General features: G+C 36.5%; 15 protein-coding genes. 4 read left to right on the top strand and 11 right to left on the bottom strand.

Annotated elements, in window-relative coordinates; all coding sequences use genetic code 11:
* The first annotated feature begins 11 nt into the window (after positions 1-11).
* The 3 genes from P2086_RS03955 (at position 12) to P2086_RS03945 (ending at position 4,279) form a co-directional block, all read left to right on the top strand.
* A complete protein-coding gene (locus P2086_RS03955) occupies positions 12-896 on the top strand; it encodes a class I SAM-dependent methyltransferase (RefSeq protein WP_317899135.1) in 885 nt (294 codons plus the stop codon).
* Between the two features lie 711 nt (positions 897-1,607).
* Positions 1,608-1,802, top strand: coding sequence for a hypothetical protein (locus tag P2086_RS03950; RefSeq protein ID WP_317899134.1), 195 nt, complete (start codon positions 1,608-1,610; stop codon positions 1,800-1,802).
* Positions 1,799-4,279: a DUF7948 domain-containing protein gene (locus P2086_RS03945; RefSeq protein WP_317899133.1), complete on the top strand. Its 2,481-nt coding sequence runs from the start codon at positions 1,799-1,801 to the stop codon at positions 4,277-4,279. Before P2086_RS03950 ends, P2086_RS03945 begins: the two co-directional genes overlap by 4 nt.
* Positions 4,280-4,322: 43 nt before the next feature.
* Here the strand turns inward: P2086_RS03945 and P2086_RS03940 are convergent, their stop codons facing one another.
* From P2086_RS03940 to crtD, 8 genes are all read right to left on the bottom strand, one after another.
* A complete protein-coding gene (locus tag P2086_RS03940) occupies positions 4,323-6,473 on the bottom strand; it encodes an OmpA family protein (RefSeq protein ID WP_317899132.1) in 2,151 nt (716 codons plus the stop codon).
* Between the two features lie 15 nt (positions 6,474-6,488).
* Entirely contained in the window at positions 6,489-7,541 is a 1,053-nt protein-coding gene (locus tag P2086_RS03935; RefSeq protein WP_317899131.1) for a tetratricopeptide repeat protein, read from the bottom strand.
* A 102-nt stretch (positions 7,542-7,643) separates the two neighbouring features.
* Entirely contained in the window at positions 7,644-8,897 is a 1,254-nt protein-coding gene (locus tag P2086_RS03930; RefSeq protein ID WP_317899130.1) for an FAD-dependent oxidoreductase, read from the bottom strand.
* Entirely contained in the window at positions 8,894-10,204 is a 1,311-nt protein-coding gene (locus tag P2086_RS03925) for a hypothetical protein (protein ID WP_317899129.1), read from the bottom strand. The genes P2086_RS03930 and P2086_RS03925 overlap by 4 nt, the downstream gene beginning before the upstream one ends.
* Before the next feature lie 5 nt (positions 10,205-10,209).
* A complete protein-coding gene (locus P2086_RS03920; RefSeq protein WP_317899128.1) occupies positions 10,210-10,464 on the bottom strand; it encodes a phosphopantetheine-binding protein in 255 nt (84 codons plus the stop codon).
* Positions 10,465-10,471: 7 nt separating this feature from the next.
* Entirely contained in the window at positions 10,472-11,761 is a 1,290-nt protein-coding gene (locus P2086_RS03915) for an ABC transporter permease (protein ID WP_317899127.1), read from the bottom strand.
* Positions 11,761-12,513 (bottom strand): ABC transporter ATP-binding protein, encoded by a 753-nt coding sequence (locus P2086_RS03910; RefSeq protein WP_317899126.1) that lies wholly within the window; start codon positions 12,511-12,513, stop codon positions 11,761-11,763. Before P2086_RS03910 ends, P2086_RS03915 begins: the two co-directional genes overlap by 1 nt.
* 99 nt (positions 12,514-12,612) lie before the next feature.
* Complete coding sequence (crtD, locus tag P2086_RS03905; RefSeq protein ID WP_317899125.1) at positions 12,613-14,088, bottom strand: 1-hydroxycarotenoid 3,4-desaturase CrtD; 1,476 nt, start codon at positions 14,086-14,088, stop codon at positions 12,613-12,615.
* 251 nt (positions 14,089-14,339) lie between these two features.
* Between crtD and P2086_RS03900 the strand changes: the two genes are divergently transcribed.
* Positions 14,340-14,783, top strand: a complete 444-nt coding sequence (locus P2086_RS03900) for a sterol desaturase family protein (protein WP_317899124.1) — start codon at positions 14,340-14,342, stop codon at positions 14,781-14,783.
* Here the strand turns inward: P2086_RS03900 and P2086_RS03895 are convergent, their stop codons facing one another.
* The 3 genes from P2086_RS03895 to P2086_RS03885 all read right to left on the bottom strand — a co-directional run bounded on the left by P2086_RS03895 (position 14,784) and on the right by P2086_RS03885 (position 18,491).
* A complete protein-coding gene (locus P2086_RS03895) occupies positions 14,784-16,226 on the bottom strand; it encodes a class I adenylate-forming enzyme family protein (RefSeq protein WP_317899123.1) in 1,443 nt (480 codons plus the stop codon).
* A gap of 103 nt (positions 16,227-16,329) precedes the next feature.
* Positions 16,330-17,505 carry an acyltransferase family protein gene (locus tag P2086_RS03890; RefSeq protein ID WP_317899122.1) on the bottom strand — a complete coding sequence of 392 codons (1,176 nt, stop codon included), beginning with the start codon at positions 17,503-17,505 and terminating at the stop codon, positions 16,330-16,332.
* Between the two features lie 119 nt (positions 17,506-17,624).
* Positions 17,625-18,491 (bottom strand): sigma-70 family RNA polymerase sigma factor, encoded by an 867-nt coding sequence (locus tag P2086_RS03885; RefSeq protein WP_317899121.1) that lies wholly within the window; start codon positions 18,489-18,491, stop codon positions 17,625-17,627.
* Positions 18,492-18,576: the final 85 nt, after the last annotated feature.

Raw genomic sequence — 18,576 nt, 5'->3', positions numbered from 1 at the left:
ACAAATTATTTATGTATAACTATACAAACTGTCCAGTGTGTAAGGGACAAAAATTTTCAACACACCTAAATTGCAAAGATCACACTGTTAGTAAAGAAGAATTTACGATTGTTTCTTGTGACAGTTGTGGTTTTAAATTTACTAACCCTATTCCTGATATTGCAGATCTGGGTGATTATTATAAGTCTGAGAATTATATTTCACATTCAAATACAAAAAAGGGAATAGTTTCTAGGTTGTACCACATGGTAAGAAACTACACTTTAAAAAAGAAATTAGCCTTAGTTTCTGCGAATGTTTCACGTGGAACAATTATGGATTATGGTTGTGGCACCGGAATGTTTTTAGATGTTTGTCAAGAAGCCGGGTGGAGAGCTTTCGGTATGGAACCAGATGCTGGGGCAAGGAAAATTGCAAAGGACATGAAGCTTAAAGTCTATAAGGATAAGACCGAATTAGAGACCTCTCATCGAGAAGAAAAGATTGATGCTATTACTTTGTGGCACGTGCTGGAACACGTAACAGATTTAGAAGAAACCCTAACTTATTTTAAACAGAAGCTGAGTAAGGATGGGGTACTAATAATTGCTGTTCCAAACTACACAAGTTACGACGCAAGGCACTATAAAGAATTTTGGGCAGCTTATGATGTTCCAAGACATCTTTACCATTTTAATATAGATTCCGTTTCGACTCTATTAAGCAACCATGGTTTCACGCTAGAATCTACTTTACCTATGAAGTTCGATAGTTTTTATGTTAGCATGCTTAGCGAGAAGTATAAGACGGGCTCTTTGAAGCTATTAAGCGCCTTTGTAACGGGTTTAAAATCTAATTTTAAAGCAAAGGCTGCCTCAAATTATTCGAGCGTTATATACGTTTTTAAGCACAAATAGAACGCCTTTAATCAAAAGGGGCGGTTCTTTTGTTCGGTAAATTTCCCTAACATATTTATTAAATCAGATTGTTTCACGCGGAACATTGGTAATATTTACTTCCAAAAGAGCTGAAACCAATTACTCAAACAACTATTTTTCGGACTGATTTATTCAAGATCCGGTTGCTTTTCTTTCTGAAATTTCGCCCCAGGAAGGTTTTTTGTACTTCATTTGCAGCGCGAACACATCGCAAATCCACTCGAAATAATCATGTTTTATTCACTTAGAACTATAATTCGTATCTATAAATAAGGAAATTAAAACGAAATATATTATATCAAAGCCGGCGTGGGCAAATTCGCCTCCATTCTTTTTTCTATCTTAAACGTCTTTTCGTGCGCCTTTTGCCAAGTTGTATATTGTGTTTCTACATTACTTTTTTTGTTTCACGTGAAACAAGTTTGTTGTCAAATTATGGTAACAAGAAACATGATCTAAGAAATTATATATTAAAGCCGTATTAATGATTGTCGACAATAACTGATTTTACAATTATTACGATGAATCTTTTAGTAGTAAACTACGTATGAGAATATTTACTCTAAATCATTGGAGAGTTTTGTTTTATGTGTGAAAAAACTCCAGATATAAAAAACCTCACTAAAAGTGCCCGCTAATTTCGTTGCTGTTTTTTCCTGCCTATGTTTTGTGGCGTTTAAACAAGATCTAATGACCTTTTGGACTCAAATAAGCGACTTTGTTGGTTGGCGTTTAAATGTATCGTTTAAGGCGCTAAAAGCGAATAATTTGGACGGGGGTATTATAGAGGGCTGTTCATATGGATACCAAATAAACAGTTTTGGTTTTTTTGCTACTTTAGCAAATAATTTAAAGTATACCCAATTTAATCCATTTAGTTTATGAAAACATATTTAAATACAGCGCTTGTTGCTTCGTGTTTGCTTTCAAACGCAAACTATTTAAGTGCTAATGAACCTTTCTCAAACAGACCCGTAATTTTTGGTCAAATTGGTTTTAAGGAGAACTTAGGTCAGATAAGCGATCAAAATTATCAGCCACGCAAAGATGTTTTATTCGCCGGCACAGAAGGCAATTTGGTTTTTCATTTAAAGAAGTATGGTATTTCCTATCAATTAAATCGAGTAGATAGTTGGAAAGAACGCGATGATTTAACAACAGAACAAAAAAACGCATTATTAAACTTGCCAAAAAGAAGAGAAGTTGACGAAAGAACTATTTATAGGGTTGATGTGAATTGGTTAAATACTAATACTAAAGCACAAATTAAGAAAGAAAATGCTTTAGAAGATTATGATAATTATTATTTATCGTCCTGTCCAAACGGCGCTTTAAAAGTGAAAAGTTACGCTCAATTAAGCTATCAACAAATTTATGATGGCATAGATTTAAAGTGGTATTCAAAAAACGGTCAACTAAAATACGATTACTTAGTGGAGGCAGGAGCAGATTACAAACGCATTCAATTCGAAATTAAAGGTGCAGAAAAGATACTAGTGACAGCAAAAGGGGACCTACAAATTGAAACACCATTGGGAACTATTATAGAACAAGCGCCTCTAGTTATTCAAAACAAAAGAACATTGTCTTCTAAGTGGAAGGTGGTCGAAAACATTATTTCATTTGAAATTGAAAATATTGATCCTTCACAGCCATTTGTAATTGACCCAGCAGTGCGTGTATGGGGTACGTTTTATGGAGCAGAAAGTGCCGCGTATTCCTGTAAAGCAACGGAAAATGGTGATGTATATATGACCGGGAGCACGAGTGCTGCGGGTTTAAATATAGCAACAACTGGCGTTCATCAAACCACACTTAACGGTGAGTCAGACGCATTTTTGGTAAAATTTAATTCAGGTGGTTCTCGCATTTGGTGCACCTATTATGGAGGAAGTTGGTGGGATGACGGAAGTTCTTGTGAAGTTGATCTTACTGGGAATGTATACATGGTGGGGACTACCAGATCATTCACGGATGCGGTAATTGCAACAGTTGGCGCTCATCAAACGAGTTCTGGAGACCCCAATGGAGGAGGAACCGATCTTTTTCTTGTAAAATTTACCTCTTCTGGAGTCCGTCAATGGGCAACGTATTATGGAGGTGAAGGCGATGAAGATGTGGGCCACTGCGCTACAGATATCTTTGGAAATGTATTTGTATCAGGACAAACAAAGTCAACAAACGGTACACTAATAGCTACCAGCGGTTCACATCAATTAAGTAATGGCGGCGGCTTAACCGATGCCTTTTTGGTAAAATTTAATTCATCTGGTGTAAGACAATGGGGTACTTATTACGGAGGGTCTGGAGCTGAAACAGCTTACTCCTGTCTTACGGATAAAGAAGGTAACTCATTTATTTCTGGAGCAACAACTTCTAATGGTACTTTAGTTATGTCAACTCCAGGCAGTCATCAATCAACTTTTAATAGTTCCGGATCATACGATTGTTACCTGGTAAAATTTAATCCTGCTGGCGTTCGCCAATGGGGTACATATTATGGCGGATCTTCAAACGATGTGTGTTCTTCTTCTTGTATTGATAAAGATGGCAATATATTCTTAACCGGACATACAAGTTCTTCTTCAGGAATAGCAACGCCGGGCGCGTTTAAAGCAACTTATGTGGGCTCTAGTTCCTTTCTCACAAAGTTTAATAATGCCGGTGTTTTACAATGGGGTACTTATTATACCCGGCCATCACAAGGAAGCTTTTCTGCTACAGACATTGTAGGCGACGTTGTATTTGGAGGGACTACAAATGCCTACGACGAGATTGCCACCCCGGGTTCTCACCAACAGATATATGGTGGAGGGCAAGGAGATGTTTTTATTACCAAATTCAGTTCTTCAGGAACCCACCAATGGGGTACATTTTATGGTGGTGATAATACGGATGTCTCGGGGGGTTGCTCTATTGATAATACTGGAAACATTTTTGTGGCCGGCACCACACAATCTTTTAATGACACAGCAATTGCTACACCCGGAAGCTATCAACCCGTTTATACACACATCCCTTCAACAAGTGATTTAAGCGCATTTTTAGTGAAATTAAAGGATACTGAAACAGGTATAGTAGGATTCAATAAGAAAACTTTGATGAATGAGGAAATGATTAAAGTATATCCTAGCCCTGCAAATGGAATAACAAATATATTAATAGAGACAAGTGCCCAAGGTAATTTTTATAAAATAGAATTAATAAATAGCCTTGGTCAAGTGTGTAAAACAATTAGTTTAGATAAAACAAATACTAAATTTTCCGTGAATATCCATAGTGTTTCTTCGGGTATTTATACGGTTTGTTTAAAGAGATTAAACGGAACGTTTTTATGTAAGAAAATAGTTATAAATGAGTAACGATTTTTGAAGTAAAAACCAACGGGCAAACTAAAACAACTTCTTACTTTGACAAGATCTTAAACTCAGTCCTACGATTTTTTTGACGGCCCTCTTCTGTATCGTTGCTTTCCAAAGGAACGCTTTCTCCATATCCTTTAGGTATTAAACGCGAAGGTGAAATTCCTTTGGCTATTAAATAATCTACAACGGCGTTTGATCTTGAGAAGCTTAAGCGAGTATTGTATTCATCTGAGCCCACATCGTCGGTATGACTTGATAGCTCAATCTTTAGAGCAGGATTGTCTTTTAATAGCTTAATTAATCGGTTCAATTCACTTTGAGATTCTGGTCTGATTGTAGACTTGTCGAAATCAAAAAAAATGTTCTTTAAAACAATCGAATTACCAACCTCCATCTTTTTAAGAGAAATATCAAGGTTAAACTCTTGAAAATCAGCAGCTTCCGGTAAATTAAAGTTCTCTGAATGAAATAAGTAACCAAGACTCTTTACAGCAAGACCATAGTTTTTACCACTCGGAAGGGTAACTAGGTATTTTCCTGTGCTGCTATTAGATTTAAAAGTTGCCAATATGGTTCCTTTTTCGTTATCAGTAAGCTCAATAGTTGATTCAATAGGTTTTTCACTCTTCTCATCCGTTATAATACCCTTTAGAATCGTGAGTTTTGAAGATTTAACCTCTACAGCACTTTCTGTTTTAAGATTGCTTACAGCGCTATTAACTGCGGCAATAAGCTGATCTTGACTATTCAAAAGAGCTTGTTTTTCGGGACCAAGAAAGGTGATCTTGTAAAGATCTTGTTCGCCAATTCCACCTTGTTTTGAAGAAGCAAAATAAGCGTGATTGCCACTACCACTAACAGCGAAAAAAACATCATCGTCTGGGCCATTAATAGGATAACCAAGATTAATAGGAGCAGACCATTTTCCGTTTTCAAAGGTCGATTTAAAGATATCAAAACCACCCATAGAACCGTGACCCTGACTGCTGAAATAAAGCGTTACACCGTCCGGATGCATAAAAACACCTTCTTCACGGTACTTTGTGTTTATTTCTGGACCGATGTTTTTAGCCGGCCCCCACTCTCCGTTAACATCCATATCACTGTAATAGATATCATCCGCTCCATAACCTAGTTCTTTGTTGCTCACAAAAAATAAACGTTTCCCGTCAAAGCTCAAACTTACTGTAGATTCATGATCTTTGCTGTTAATGTTTTTGTTCATTCTGGCTGGTTCTTCCCAATCTAAACCGAATAGTACGGCTTCATAAAGGTCGCCACCATCAGAGCCAGTGTTTCTATAAACGTATAGTTTGCTACCGTCAGGAGAGAGTCCTGCTGCTGCATCGTGCCCATCTGTATTTACATTTTTACTTAAAGGTTTCGACGCTTGCCATTTACCATCTTTTTTTTCAGAAAAATAAACATCTTCGAAATAACCATTATCGTTAGGATCTCTTTTTCCTCCGGTGGAGTTTGAACGACGAGCGGTGAAAAAGATGGTTGTTTCATCAGTAGAAATGGAAGGTCCGTATTCAGCATAAGGCGTATTAATGCTTGGACCAAGATTGTCTACAAAAACACGTTCCGGATTTGCACTTAGTTTTTTACCAACTTCACATTCTGCCATTTTCCTTTTAATGTCTTCAATGTTTCCAGCATTTGCTTTTGCTTTAATCATAAGAAAATTAAGAAAGTCATTATAGTGTTTAAGCGCGTCGTCCCATTGACTGTTTAACTGAAAGCTCCAGGCAAGCCAAAAAGGTAGGTCACTGTCTTTATATATTTTAATACTATACGCCTTTTCTAAATACCTTAATGTTTCTTTGTTTGTTGGATCTATGTTGAACCAAATAAACCCTAACATATAGTTTAAATCAAAATTCTCGGGATTAAAATTGTTTGCTTCGGTTAAGAGACCCAACGCATTCTTAAAATACTCGGAGCCCGCACGTCTGTGATCGTGATGGCTAATCGGTAAATAGCGGTGTTCTGTTAGAAAACGCCTTCGGGCTTCATCAAAATCTTTGCGTCCTTGAATGTAGTAATCGCCACCAATATCAAATTTTCTAACCGCGTCTTTAAATTCATCTTTTCTACCTGGAAAATTTGATTTTTCGAACTCAACACTCTGAGAGAAAAACAAGGAAACATGAGCGATAAGTGTAAGCGTATAGATAAATTTTTTCATTCGATTTTAGTTTGCTTAATCAAAGCAGGTTGCGTTAATAAAAGCTTTGGCTCCATTTACCCCTAACTCTAAAGCTTTTCTCCAGTCGGCGCAACAACCTTCTTCTTCCCTTAACAATTGACGCGCTATGCCTCGGTTATAATAAGCGGGACCATTTTTTGGATCTAACTCTATTGCTCTCGTAGATAGTTCGCGGGCTTTTTTGTAATCTTGAGTTTTAATAGCGATAGAACATAGGTTATTGTATGCTGACGAGTTTTTAGAGTCCTGTGTTAGCACTGTTTCAAAATCTGCTTGAGCCGATTTTAAGTCACCGTTCTCAAAGTAGGCTATGCCTCTGTTATTTAAAGCGATGAGATAATTGGGATCCATTTTAAGTCCTTTTGAATATGCTTCAATAGCCTTTGTATAGCTTTTTTTTAGTCTGTAGGCTGAGCCAATGTTGTTATAAATAAACGCATGCGAACTGTCAATAATTAATGCCTTTTCGTAATCTTCAATGGCCCCGTCAATATTCCCTTTGGCCCTTTTGGCACTTGCCCTGTCATTGTAGGCAAAAGAATAATTTCTATTAGAAAGAATAGCCACAGAATAGTACCCGATAGCCTTGTCAAAATCCCCCGATTCATAATACATTAAACCTCTGTAGTAAGAAGCTTCGGCATGTTCGCCGTTTAATTTTAAACAAATATCAAGAGCAACGTTCTGACTATCTTTTAAATGAAGACGCATAAAAACAAGACTTTTATTAAAATAGTTGTCTGGATTCTCTGGCGAAATAGCTATGGCTTTGTTAATATCAATAAGCGCTTCGTCGTATTTTTGTAAATTCGTTAAGGCAATTGCCCTATTCGCGTAAGCTTTATCAAACTGAGGTTTTACTGAAAGGCATTTGGAGAAAAGAGTAATGGCTGAATAATAATCATTAGCTTTTAAAGCATCTAAGCCCCTGTTGTAATCTTGTTCGGCCATCTGCTCCGGATCAAGGTTCAGAGCCACCTTCACAGTGTCTTGTGACTTAAGAAAGCCAAAAGAAAGAAGGGCAATAAAGATTAAAACGTGTTTCATTTTAATTAATCTACAAAAACTAAATGTAACAAGTTGTATAACGCTGGTTAAAGGCCATGCAAAATCTTCTAAACAAAAGGGTTTTAATAAAGCTGCTTAATTTTAGCGCGCAATTACGACCTGTTTTTCTCGGATAGACGCTATCGTTTTTATTTCAGCGTTTCCTGAAATAAAATTTGCTGCTAGTTTGCCAGCCGCGTAGCCTGTCTGAAAACAGATGCCCATAACACGAGCGCTTGCAATTGCTCCATCGTCTGCGGAAATATTCCTTCCAGCAAAGAAGAGATTAGTGATTTCAATAGACTTCAAACAATCTGCCGGTATTTGGTAAAAATCATTTTCATTAAAGTAACGCATCTTAACCTGTTTATTCTGACCCCATTCTTCAATAGGCCAGGCTCCATTGGCAATTCCTGATTCAAATTTTTTACATGTAAGTACATCGTTTTCGCTTAAAATGTATTTTCCTATAGGTCGAACTCCCGTGCGAATTCCGGTTTCCGGAGCGATACTAAATAATTTAGAGTTTTTAAAGAAATCAACATGAGTATTTAAATAATTTACCAAACAGGAGATCATTTCGACGGCAACATCTCGCAAGAAACTTGAGTTCAATTCTTGCTCTGTTACCGTTGCAGGAACGGCTAGTTTAAAACTTGCCTTGTTGTTTTTTATGGAACCTTGAACGAGGTAAAGTTTTTCATAATCGCTTGTTAGCGTATTGTTGACTACCGCTTTTTTAATTTCTTTAATTAACAGAAGCCCTAAGGCTAATTCAGATATAGGATTTATTCCTTCTAATGTAAAAACTTGTGCGGCCGCCTGGTAATTATCACTAGTAATGAGAGGGGAATGCGTTAGTTGACTGATATGACTGTTTCCAGAGCAGTCTATTACTGATTTACAGGAGATATGTATTTCCTTATCAATGGTTTTAATCACAACGACCATGATAGTTTTATTGTTTGTCTGTGCGCTTATTATGTCCGAATTAAAATAAACATTGACTTTATGATTTTCGATAAATTTAATCGAAAGGCTTTTGTATTTTTCTATGTCATAAGGCAAGTAATGAAGTCCGTGAACATTGTTAAGTGGTGATGTATTTGATAATTGAGCTAATTTAAGAGCGAATTCTTTTGCAAAACCACCCGTTACAAATTCTGTTTTTTCATTTTTGCTAAATTTATATAATCCGCAAATAGTTCCTACCTCTGCGGCGGTTGCTTTTCCTCCAAGATAATCGTTACGTTCTATGAGACAAACACCGTAACCCTCCTCAGCAGCAGAAACCGCGGCGGCAATTCCCGCCGATCCGCCGCCAACAATTAAAATATCTGTGCTAACATTAATCACGAGTAATTTTGAAGAAGATTATTTTGTACACTAGACTCAAGTAAAGATAGTTCATCTGTATTAAAATTGTTTTCACAATAAAGTAAGTTCATTTTAAGCAAATTGTTTTGTCGTAAAAAAGAAAATGTCAACCCGGGAGGATAAGTAAATGGTGGAATAATGTTGATTTCAGAAATAGTGTCGTTAAGTAAGCCAGACATGTCACGAAAACTGTCTCCTGCCGATGAAAATAAAAAACTAGCCACAACACCTTTTGATGAACGCATGGTTAAAAAGCTGTTAATTTTTAAAGGTATATGCCGCATCATATTTAATAGCATGTTGTATTTTTTAGGCATGTCTATTTTAAGTTGTTCGGCCATTTGTTTGTTGATACAGGCAACTGTTTGTTTTATGCTTGTTAAATCGTTGGGAGAAATTCGGTAAAACAAAAAGAAAATACAATTGCTAATAATTGGTCCCTGCGCTCCGCGCTTCCTCCCGTCGTATGGAGCGGGTAGCCAGATAGTATCTTTTTTGTTATTTTTGTTATTTATTGTGTTCACAGCTTGCGCACAACAGGCCATTAAAAAAGCATTTGCTCCAAACTTAGCGCCGTTATTTAAAGCATTATTAGTTATTGTTTCTGTTTCGGCCGTGCTGAAAGCAAAGGTTTTTAGTTTAAACGTTTTGTTTGTTGGTTTTACTTCTGAGGCCACAGTAGCAATAGGCGCTTGCGAAGATTTTTCTATAAAAGCCTTTACCTCATACATGTTTTTGATGTATTTGAACAAAGAGATTTTTTTTTCGCTTGAAGGAAAAAATCGCGGGAATGTTTTTTCGTCGACAACGGAAGGATTGTCTAAATGCCTAATAAATAAGCCTGAACCTCTTCCGTCCATAAGAATATGATTCCAAGAAATAATAAGCGTTGTTTTATTTGAAGTGTATTTAATTAGATCAAATTCAAGCAGACAAGAATTTTGAAGTGGAATGTTTCGATTTAATATTTCTGAAGGAATACCATGGTCGTTACCAAAGACATGTTCAGTAATTTTTAATTTATTTCCTGCGTCCGCATACTTCCAGTAAGGTTTAAAAAATAAAAATCCTTTTTGTAAAGTAATGTTACAGAGCCAGTGAACAAGCGGTGATTGGTGTGCATTTTCAATAAGTTGTTTTGCTTTCACATCGTCTTCAAAGTGTAAAACCATGCGAACAACATTGTTTCCGGTTTGGTGTTTTTGAGCATTGGCTTCCAGCACTAGGTAAAAACAATCAGGACCGCTTAAATAGACTTTTTTTGGAAATGTAAATTTTGGCATCATTAAATTTAATTGCCTTTTTCGCTAATTTCTTTTACAAGAAGGGCAATGGTATGAACTGTTTTAAAATGTTCTGGCATTAATTTCTCGTCGGGTATCACAAAGCCATATTTTCGCTCAATAAACAGAAGTATTTCTACAATTGAAAAAGAGTCGATCCCGACATCGCGTAATATTTTGTCAGCTGATAGTTTTTGGCCTTCAGATAAAATATTATTTTCTAAAAAGCGAATTAAGTCGGCTTCTATTAATGGTGTATCCATAAAGGGGCTATATTTTATGCTTAACGCGATTAATTATTGAGGCAAGCCCCATGGTAAAGATAAAAAATAGAAATAATTTTAGAGCGGGAATGAGAATACCCGCCATATTAGATCCTCTTAAAAACAAAGCGTAAAACCCTTCAAGCGACCAGTTTAAAGGCGATAGAACACTAATATGACGCATTATTTCAGGCATGACATAGGTTGGCACCCAAACGCCGCCAAGCGCAGATAAAAGTAAAATGGAAAGCGCACCAAGAATAGCGCCCTGCTGTTCACTTGATGCAAGCGTTCCTACCATTACGCCATAACCCGTGGCAGCAAAAGAAGTTGCGAGCGCCAGAAGCGCAATGGCTGCGTAACTATTTCCTAACTGTAACACAGGTAGGCCAACCAAAGGTAAAATGTACAAACCAACCGACAGCATAAGCAGAAACTGAATTAAACAAACAAAGACGTAAACAATAATTTTACCAAGCACCAATATCAAATAACTACTTGGCATTGTACGAATGCGGAAAGAACTTCCCTCTTTTTTCTCCTTCATGATGCTTCCCGCAAGGGGAATCACAATAAAAAACATTGAAAAAATTGTCCAAGCAGGAACATTATGTTGTACAGCGTTTGGCAGCATTTCGCCAATAAGATTAGAGGCGTAAATCTCTTTGTAATTAATAATTTGTGATTTAGAATAAATGTTCTTAGGAGCGTTTGTGTTGTCAGGCATTACTTCACGAATTTGTTCAGAAAAAGTTTGAAACATTATCTGCGTTTTTACAACGGAAATAAATTCATGTAAGTTACTGGTGACTGAAGAAATAAAGGATTTTTTTGAAACAGGATCAATGTAGATAAGCACATTTACAGAATCTGTTGAGACTTTAATGTTTTTAGGAGGATCTGTCGCTAGAGCTTCACTCACAAGGGAGCTTACATTTTTTCTTATAGCTTCTGTAGCACCTTTTGGGATTACAATACCAATAATAAACTTTCCTTCTGAAACAGATCTTTTAATTAACTCGGCCGTTGCCGGCAAGCCGTCAATAGAGTCATGCAAAGAACACAATGAAGAACTTTGTAACCCTTTCTTTATGTATATTCCTAAGCTATCGCGATCATTATCTAAAAGCACAATCGGAATACCTTTTTCATTAATGCTTTTAAATGCAGAATCTTGAATAAGCGTCATAACGAAAATCAAGATCATGGGCATAAGAAACAAAATAGACAAGCCGATTCTATCTCTTATCAGGATAAGAATCTCTTTTTTTATGGCGGCCCAAATCTTATATCTCATTAGTCTCTGAGCTTGCGTTTAGTTAAACTTAAAAAAACGTCTTCCAGGTCTGTGCAACCGGGAGTATTTTGAACAAGTTCTGAAGGGGAACCGTGCGTTAATATTTTCCCGTAATCGATAATTGCAATTTGTGTGCAAAAATATTGGGCTTCATCTAAGTGGTGCGAAGTATATACAATTGTGGTACCTTGTTTGTTTAACTCTTTTAAGTGTTCAATGATCACATTTCTAGATTGAACATCAACACCTACAGTGGGTTCATCCAAGAATAATATTTTAGGTTCGTGTAAAATACTTGCAATTAAATTAACACGCCTTTTCATTCCTCCTGAAAAGGTTTCTATTTTTCTGTTCGCAGCTTGCGTTAATCCGAGCTTTTCTAACCAGATGTTTATTTTTTCTTTGAGATTATTGCCTGATAAACCATACATGGCACCGTAAAAGTCAAGATTTTCTTTTGCCGTAAGAGTAGGATAAAGCGCTATGTCTTGTGGCACTACACCAATAATTTGTTTGATCTCTGCTTGATTTTTATCCAAACTCATGCCATCAATCTTAACATTACCGCTTGTAGGAGAATAAAGTCCGCATAAAATGGAAATGATAGTTGTTTTACCAGCTCCATTAGGACCTAACAATCCAAACACTTCGTTTTTATTTATGGTAAAAGATACGCCTTTCACCGCAGCTTCTAAAGAGCCTTTAAAGGTTTTGGTGAGTGTATCTATTTCAACAATTGGTGTGTTACTCATACCGTATTTGAGGCAGCAAATATATAAAAATAAAGGGGCATCTAATGAGCGAATGCTAAATTAGAAGTGGTTGATATCGCTAAGAATCAAAGCTATTGTTTATTTTATTAGACTTGTTGTAATTTTAGCAGAAAGCAAACACAAAGGTATGCTTGGCCCTGGATGAACGCTTCCGCCACAGAAATAGAGGTTCTTTATTTTTTTTGAAAAATTAGGATGTCTTAAAAATGCAGAAAACTTATTATTAGAGCTATTGCCATAGATTGCTCCAAATGCACTGGAGGTGCGACTTTCGATAACCCGTGGATCAAAAACCATTTCACACTCAATGAGCTTGCGGATGTCGGTTTTTAAAATGCGATTTATTTTATTGATAACGTGTTCACGAGACTCATTTACAAATTTGTCCCAGTCTTGTCCTTGATTATTTGTTACGTTAATAAAGGTAAACCAGTTTTCACAACCCTCGGGAGCATCGCCAGGAGAGTGTTTTGAGGTTATGTTGATGTATATGCTAGGGTCTTTGTAAATGCTGTTTTTTGTAAAAATTGTTTCAAATTCTTCACGATAATTTTCGCTGAATAAAATATTGTGAAGGCTTAACTCGTCAAAACGACGTTTTATTCCCCAATAAAAAATAATGCCAGAGCTGGACTTAGGCTGGTTAAGTAATTTTTCTGGTTTTTTACAAGAAGGTAATAGCTTGTGGTAAGTGTTATAAACATCCATGTTGCTTATTACCACATCAAAGCCCTCAAAGCCATTGTCTGTTTTTATTCCTTTTGTTAAATTGTTTTCAACCACAATCTCTCTTACAGGAGAATTAAATTTAAAAACAACACCTATTTCTTTTGCTAGTTGAACAAGTGACTTGGTAATACTATGCATGCCGCCATGAGGGTAATAAGCGCCTTTTACAATTTCAACGTGAGGAATAACATTAAGTGTAGCTGGCGCAAGATAAGGGCTTGAGCCATTGTAGGTGGAATAGCGGTTAAAGATTTGAACAAGGCGCTTGTCTTTAAATGCTTTTTCATTTGCACCGTTCATAGTATCAAAAGCGCCAATCTTTCCAAAATTAAGTAAGCCTTTTGCTACAGCTTTTGTAAAATAGTTTTTGAATTTATGTAAGGAATTATGCAGAAAAACCTCGGCGGTTAAGTCATACATCTTTTCTGTTTTATCAAGATAGTTTAAAATAGCCTCTTTAGTATCCTTAGTTTTTGGCGCTAATTCGGATGCGTATTTTTCTTTTCCGTCAAAACTTTCCAGCGACGTTCCGTCTTCAAAAAAATAACGAAACACAGGGTCCAATCGATCATAATTAAAGTAATCTCTTGGGTTTTTTCCAGAAAGAATAAAGAGCTCATCCACATATTCAGGGAACGTGAAAACAGAAGGCCCCATATCAAAGCGGTATCCTTTGTTGGTTTCAGAAGAAAGTTTACCACCAAGAAATGAGTTAGCCTCAAACACAACAACACGGTAGCCTTTGTTTCTCATCCTAATTGCTGCGGCAATTCCTGAAACACCCGACCCAATAACGGCGCAGGTTTTATCGTTTTCTTTAATCATAGATAGGCCTTAATTTTAATCCCCCAAAATTATTAAAAAGAGCGAAAGTATGCTTCATGAATAGCGTATCTTTTAAACATACTAACAAAAAGTAGTTCAAGAAACTTGTTAAAACCAGTAAGGACTATTTTATCGATTAATGATTAAAAAGTAATTTAAACAAGTTATAATTAGTATTGTTTTAGAAGATGTTTAGTTTAAAAAGTAGCCTAAATTTTATTAATTTTGAGACTTAAAACTATGATTTTGTAATGATGTTGGTTGTGTATGTTGGAATTTTCATTTTAACCTTTTTAAGCATGGAAGGTGTTGCTTGGTTCTCGCATAAGTATATTATGCACGGCCTCTTATGGTCACTGCATAAAAGTCACCATGTTGGACACAAAGGTTTTTTTGAGAAAAACGATCTTTTTGCTTTTGTTTTTGCAATTCCAAGTTGGTTGTTTATTATGTTAGGTGTTATTTACCAAAGCCCTGTAAGTATTTGGATTGGTTCAGGCATGACCGCATATGGAGCCGCATATTTTTTGGTACACGACATTATTGTGCATCAGCGTGTAAAATGGTTCAGGAAGTTAGACAACAAATATGTTAAAGCTGTTAGAAGGGCTCACAAAATGCATCATAAGCATTTAGATAAAGAGAATGGCGAAGCTTTTGGCTTTTTAATTGTAAACAAAAAGTACTTTCAGTGATTAATACCTTTGAAGCTTCCCACTTCCTGTCATTGGCAATGATGTTACGACTTTGATGCGTTGAGGTATTTTGTAAGTTGACAAACGCTTTCTGCAATAAGTCAACACGTCTTCTTCATCAATTGTTTTTCCTTCGTGCAGTATAACTTCAGCTTGAATGATTTGACCCATTAATTGGTGTGGCGCGCCGCTTATTCGAGCCAGTTTTATTTCGGGGATGGTTTCTAAAACGCCTTCTACCTCTTCGGGAAAAACTTTATTTCCCGAAACATTGATAACCGATTTTTCTCTGCCTTCTACTTTAACAAGGCCATCTGCGCTCATAGTGGCAAAGTCAGCAGTTAAAAAATAACCGTTTTTTAAAACATCTTTTCTTAAAACAGGTGGCGATAAATAAGCATCAAACATGCCCGGACCATTAATGCCAAGTCGCCCCAGCTTACCCGGAGGCAACGGATTGTAATTATCATCAAGAATGGCAACGTTATAATCAGGCAACGCATAGCCTACAGCTTCCGGATGCTCTTCTGATTTAACATGATTTATTAAGGGCAAACCAATTTCAATAATACCGTATGCTTGACTGACGTCCATACCGAAACGTTTTTTATAGGCAATGCAAATATCGGTTGAAATAGCTGCAGAGGTTGAAATGACGCGTTTAAGACTAGGCATTCCATCGGTATTGGTGTTATTAGCGAGTAATCGAATTTGCATAGGAGAGGCGTAAAGCAGAGTGCCGTTATGGGCATTCGTTATGTCGATAATGTTTTTTGGCAGAAAATTTTTTGCAATGGCTATCGCCGCGCCGTAACGAATATAGAGCAAAATAGAAACCACAAAATGATAGGCGATGGGTAAAACCCATATTACAGTATCGTTTGTTCCAAGCTTTAATACCTTGTTCGCAGCATCAACGCGTTCAATGGCAGATTTGTTGGAAATTACTACGCCTTTCGATTTGCCGGTTGTGCCGGAAGTGAATCGAATAAACGCAGCATCTTTAACATGGGGTGCAAATATGTGTTTTTTTGAAACAGAAGTAAATGCAAAGCGGAAGGATTCTACTGACATTTTAATGTTTTCGCCGGAAACTTCAACAGGGGCAACGCCGTGTCTATCATCAAGGATAGCGTTTAATTTGGACTCAGAAAGAAGAGTATCGAGTTCGCTTTTTTTAAGTTGGTTTGAAATAGGCATTACCACTGCGCCGCAACCAACTACCGCAAAAATAGCGCTAATAAAATTCCTGCCATTTCTTGCCATTACGCCAACTCCCATTCCGGGCGCAATTCCAAGTGTTTTAAGTTTAAATTTTAAGGTTTCGGTTTCTATGAAGAGCTCTTTGAAGCTGAGTGTCCCAAATTCATCATGAACAGCCGGTAAATCAGGCCATTTTTCAGCAGCATCGCTTAGTGTTTTATACACTAAAATATCATTCATGCGTAAAATTAAACAAAAAAACGTGTTTCAGTAATCAATCTTTTTATAATAAAACACGCAGTGTTTTTTATACCAAACACTTTTGATGTTAAACAAATTGTAGCTAAAAAAAACGTTTCACCAAACGATTGCTTAGTTTAATAGTTGGCGCATCGATTAAACGTGTTAATATATAAGACGCAAGAGTTACAACAACGAGACTAACAATACCGGTAATGAATAAACCAAGTCCGTCATCATTAGGATTCGAAAATTTATGATAGACCCAAGGCGTAAAACTTAGAAGTAATAGTAAATGAATTAAATAAAACATAAAAGAAATCTCTCCAAAAAACATGAATAATTTTTTAGATAAAAATTTTTGGAACATATTGGAGTACAATAAAAAACAAAACAAAAAAACAACACCAATGAGATAACTAATTACATGTGGGTACACTTCAAAAAAAGAAATGGGCGCGTAAAAAGAATGTGCTGCCGCATTCTGATAGCCTGTAAAAGGGTATGACGCAAAATAAATTCCTAAAATCAAACATAAAAAATGCACCAAACGGTTTGAAAGAATTTTTTTAAACCCCCCAGAATTTACTTCTAATTTGGCAAATAATGTTCCTGCTACAAAGGCTACACTGTAATATTCTTGAAGTACAACAAGTTGTACTAAAATTAAAAACACAATTATTTTTACTTGATGTTTCAGGTTGTGAAGCACTAACAAAAGACCTAAAACTACAAAGGAATTAATGAGTTCAGTAGACATTGTCCATAGCACCTGGTAATAACGGGAGTTGCCACGAAAACAATCAGAAAGCCCTTCTTTAATGACTTCAAAAAAATGTAAATTATTTGGCACTAAACTTTTTACCCAATCGCTGGTAAGTTCATTAAATGGAATAAGATCTTTTCGAATTAAAAAAAAGCGGTGTGAAAAAAAAACCAAGAGGACAGCAGATAAAACCGGCACCGCTAGACGGAAGTAGCGTTTTAAAAGACTTTTTTGTAGAAATGAAATATTCGGTTGTAAAAAATAATTACGTGTTTGTACATAGCCACTTAATAAAAAGAAAAAATGAATGGCAAAACCTGGATTAAAAAAAATATTGATGGGCGTTAATGCCATTATTTTATAAAACGATAACGGACCCGTATGAAGGTAATAGTCGTATTTGCCGCCAAAAATAAGGTCGGGACAGAATGCATAAAAAAAATGATGCAGAAAAACGATAATAGCTAATACACCTCTTAGCCCATCTAAATACCTAACACGCTGAAGGCTCATAGTACCAAAAATACGGTATTTGTTTTGTGAAATCGAACGCTTTTCAATAAAATAAAAAACGACCGTCTCATTGAGAAGATCGTTTGTTATTAAAGAGAGGGTAAAGAAACGGAAGAATATTAGCCCAAATAAGCCTTCAGTAATCTGCTTCTTGATCCGTGTTTTAAACGACGTACAGCTTTTTCTTTGATCTGGCGCACGCGCTCGCGGGTTAATTGAAATTTTTCGCCGATCTCTTCCAAAGAATGCGCGTGTTTGCCGGCGAGGCCAAAAAATAGTTTAACAACATCGGCTTCTCTTTCTGTTAAAGTGTTTAGTGCCCTGAAAATTTCCATTTGTAAACTTTCAGTCAGCAAAAGTCTGTCTGGGTTTTGTGAGGATTCATTATGCATTAGGTCGTACAAACTGCCGCCGTCTTCGTTGCTGCTTAAAGGAGCGTCCATACTCATGTGACGATTTTGATTACGCATAGTGTCGCGAATGTCTTGCGGAAGCATGTCTAAGATCTCGCTCAACTCATTGTAGCTCGGTTCACGTTCTAGATCCTGCTCCAACTTAGACATTGTTTTATTTATTTTGTTGATGGCGCCAATTTTGTTTAAGGGCAAGCGCACAATACGACTTTGTTCTGCCAGAGCCTGTAAAATACTTTGACGAATCCACCACACTGCATAAGAGATAAATTTAAAACCACGCGTTTCATCAAAGCGTTGAGCCGCTTTAATAAGTCCAAAATTTCCTTCATTAATGAGATCTGGCAAACTTAAACCTTGATTTTGATATTGTTTACTTACTGAAACTACAAAGCGCAAATTAGCTTTCACCAGTTTGTCTAGCGCTTTTTGATCTCCAGTTCTGATTTTTTGTGCCAGAATAACCTCGTCTTGAGCTGTAATTAACTCAACGCGACCAATATCTTGCAGATACATGTCTAAAGAGGCCGTTTCACGGTTGGTGATTTGCTTGGTAATTTTTAGTTGTCTCATGGTTCAATGTGTTAGTGTTGGGCGTTTAAATTAAATACGCTATTCAGGGCTTGAAAGTTGGGTAATAAGGACTTAGAATTAGTAA

Source organism: Aurantibacillus circumpalustris, from assembly GCF_029625215.1.
GTDB lineage: Bacteria > Bacteroidota > Bacteroidia > B-17B0 > Aurantibacillaceae > Aurantibacillus > Aurantibacillus circumpalustris.
Note: the sequence above shows the minus strand (reverse complement) of the source record. Positions and strands in the feature narration are given on the sequence as shown.

What these genes read in the sequence shown, in the direction of transcription:
- P2086_RS03955 (WP_317899135.1), top strand. Translation starts at nt 12, where the DNA reads ATGTATAACTATACAAACTGTCCAGTGTGTAAGGGACAAAAATTTTCA.
- P2086_RS03950 (WP_317899134.1), top strand. Translation starts at nt 1,608, where the DNA reads ATGACCTTTTGGACTCAAATAAGCGACTTTGTTGGTTGGCGTTTAAAT.
- P2086_RS03945 (WP_317899133.1), top strand. Translation starts at nt 1,799, where the DNA reads ATGAAAACATATTTAAATACAGCGCTTGTTGCTTCGTGTTTGCTTTCA.
- P2086_RS03940 (WP_317899132.1), bottom strand. Translation starts at nt 6,473, where the DNA reads ATGAAAAAATTTATCTATACGCTTACACTTATCGCTCATGTTTCCTTG.
- P2086_RS03935 (WP_317899131.1), bottom strand. Translation starts at nt 7,541, where the DNA reads ATGAAACACGTTTTAATCTTTATTGCCCTTCTTTCTTTTGGCTTTCTT.
- P2086_RS03925 (WP_317899129.1), bottom strand. Translation starts at nt 10,204, where the DNA reads ATGATGCCAAAATTTACATTTCCAAAAAAAGTCTATTTAAGCGGTCCT.
- P2086_RS03920 (WP_317899128.1), bottom strand. Translation starts at nt 10,464, where the DNA reads ATGGATACACCATTAATAGAAGCCGACTTAATTCGCTTTTTAGAAAAT.
- P2086_RS03915 (WP_317899127.1), bottom strand. Translation starts at nt 11,761, where the DNA reads ATGAGATATAAGATTTGGGCCGCCATAAAAAAAGAGATTCTTATCCTG.
- P2086_RS03910 (WP_317899126.1), bottom strand. Translation starts at nt 12,513, where the DNA reads ATGAGTAACACACCAATTGTTGAAATAGATACACTCACCAAAACCTTT.
- crtD (WP_317899125.1), bottom strand. Translation starts at nt 14,088, where the DNA reads ATGATTAAAGAAAACGATAAAACCTGCGCCGTTATTGGGTCGGGTGTT.
- P2086_RS03900 (WP_317899124.1), top strand. Translation starts at nt 14,340, where the DNA reads ATGATGTTGGTTGTGTATGTTGGAATTTTCATTTTAACCTTTTTAAGC.
- P2086_RS03895 (WP_317899123.1), bottom strand. Translation starts at nt 16,226, where the DNA reads ATGAATGATATTTTAGTGTATAAAACACTAAGCGATGCTGCTGAAAAA.
- P2086_RS03890 (WP_317899122.1), bottom strand. Translation starts at nt 17,505, where the DNA reads ATGAGCCTTCAGCGTGTTAGGTATTTAGATGGGCTAAGAGGTGTATTA.
- P2086_RS03885 (WP_317899121.1), bottom strand. Translation starts at nt 18,491, where the DNA reads ATGAGACAACTAAAAATTACCAAGCAAATCACCAACCGTGAAACGGCC.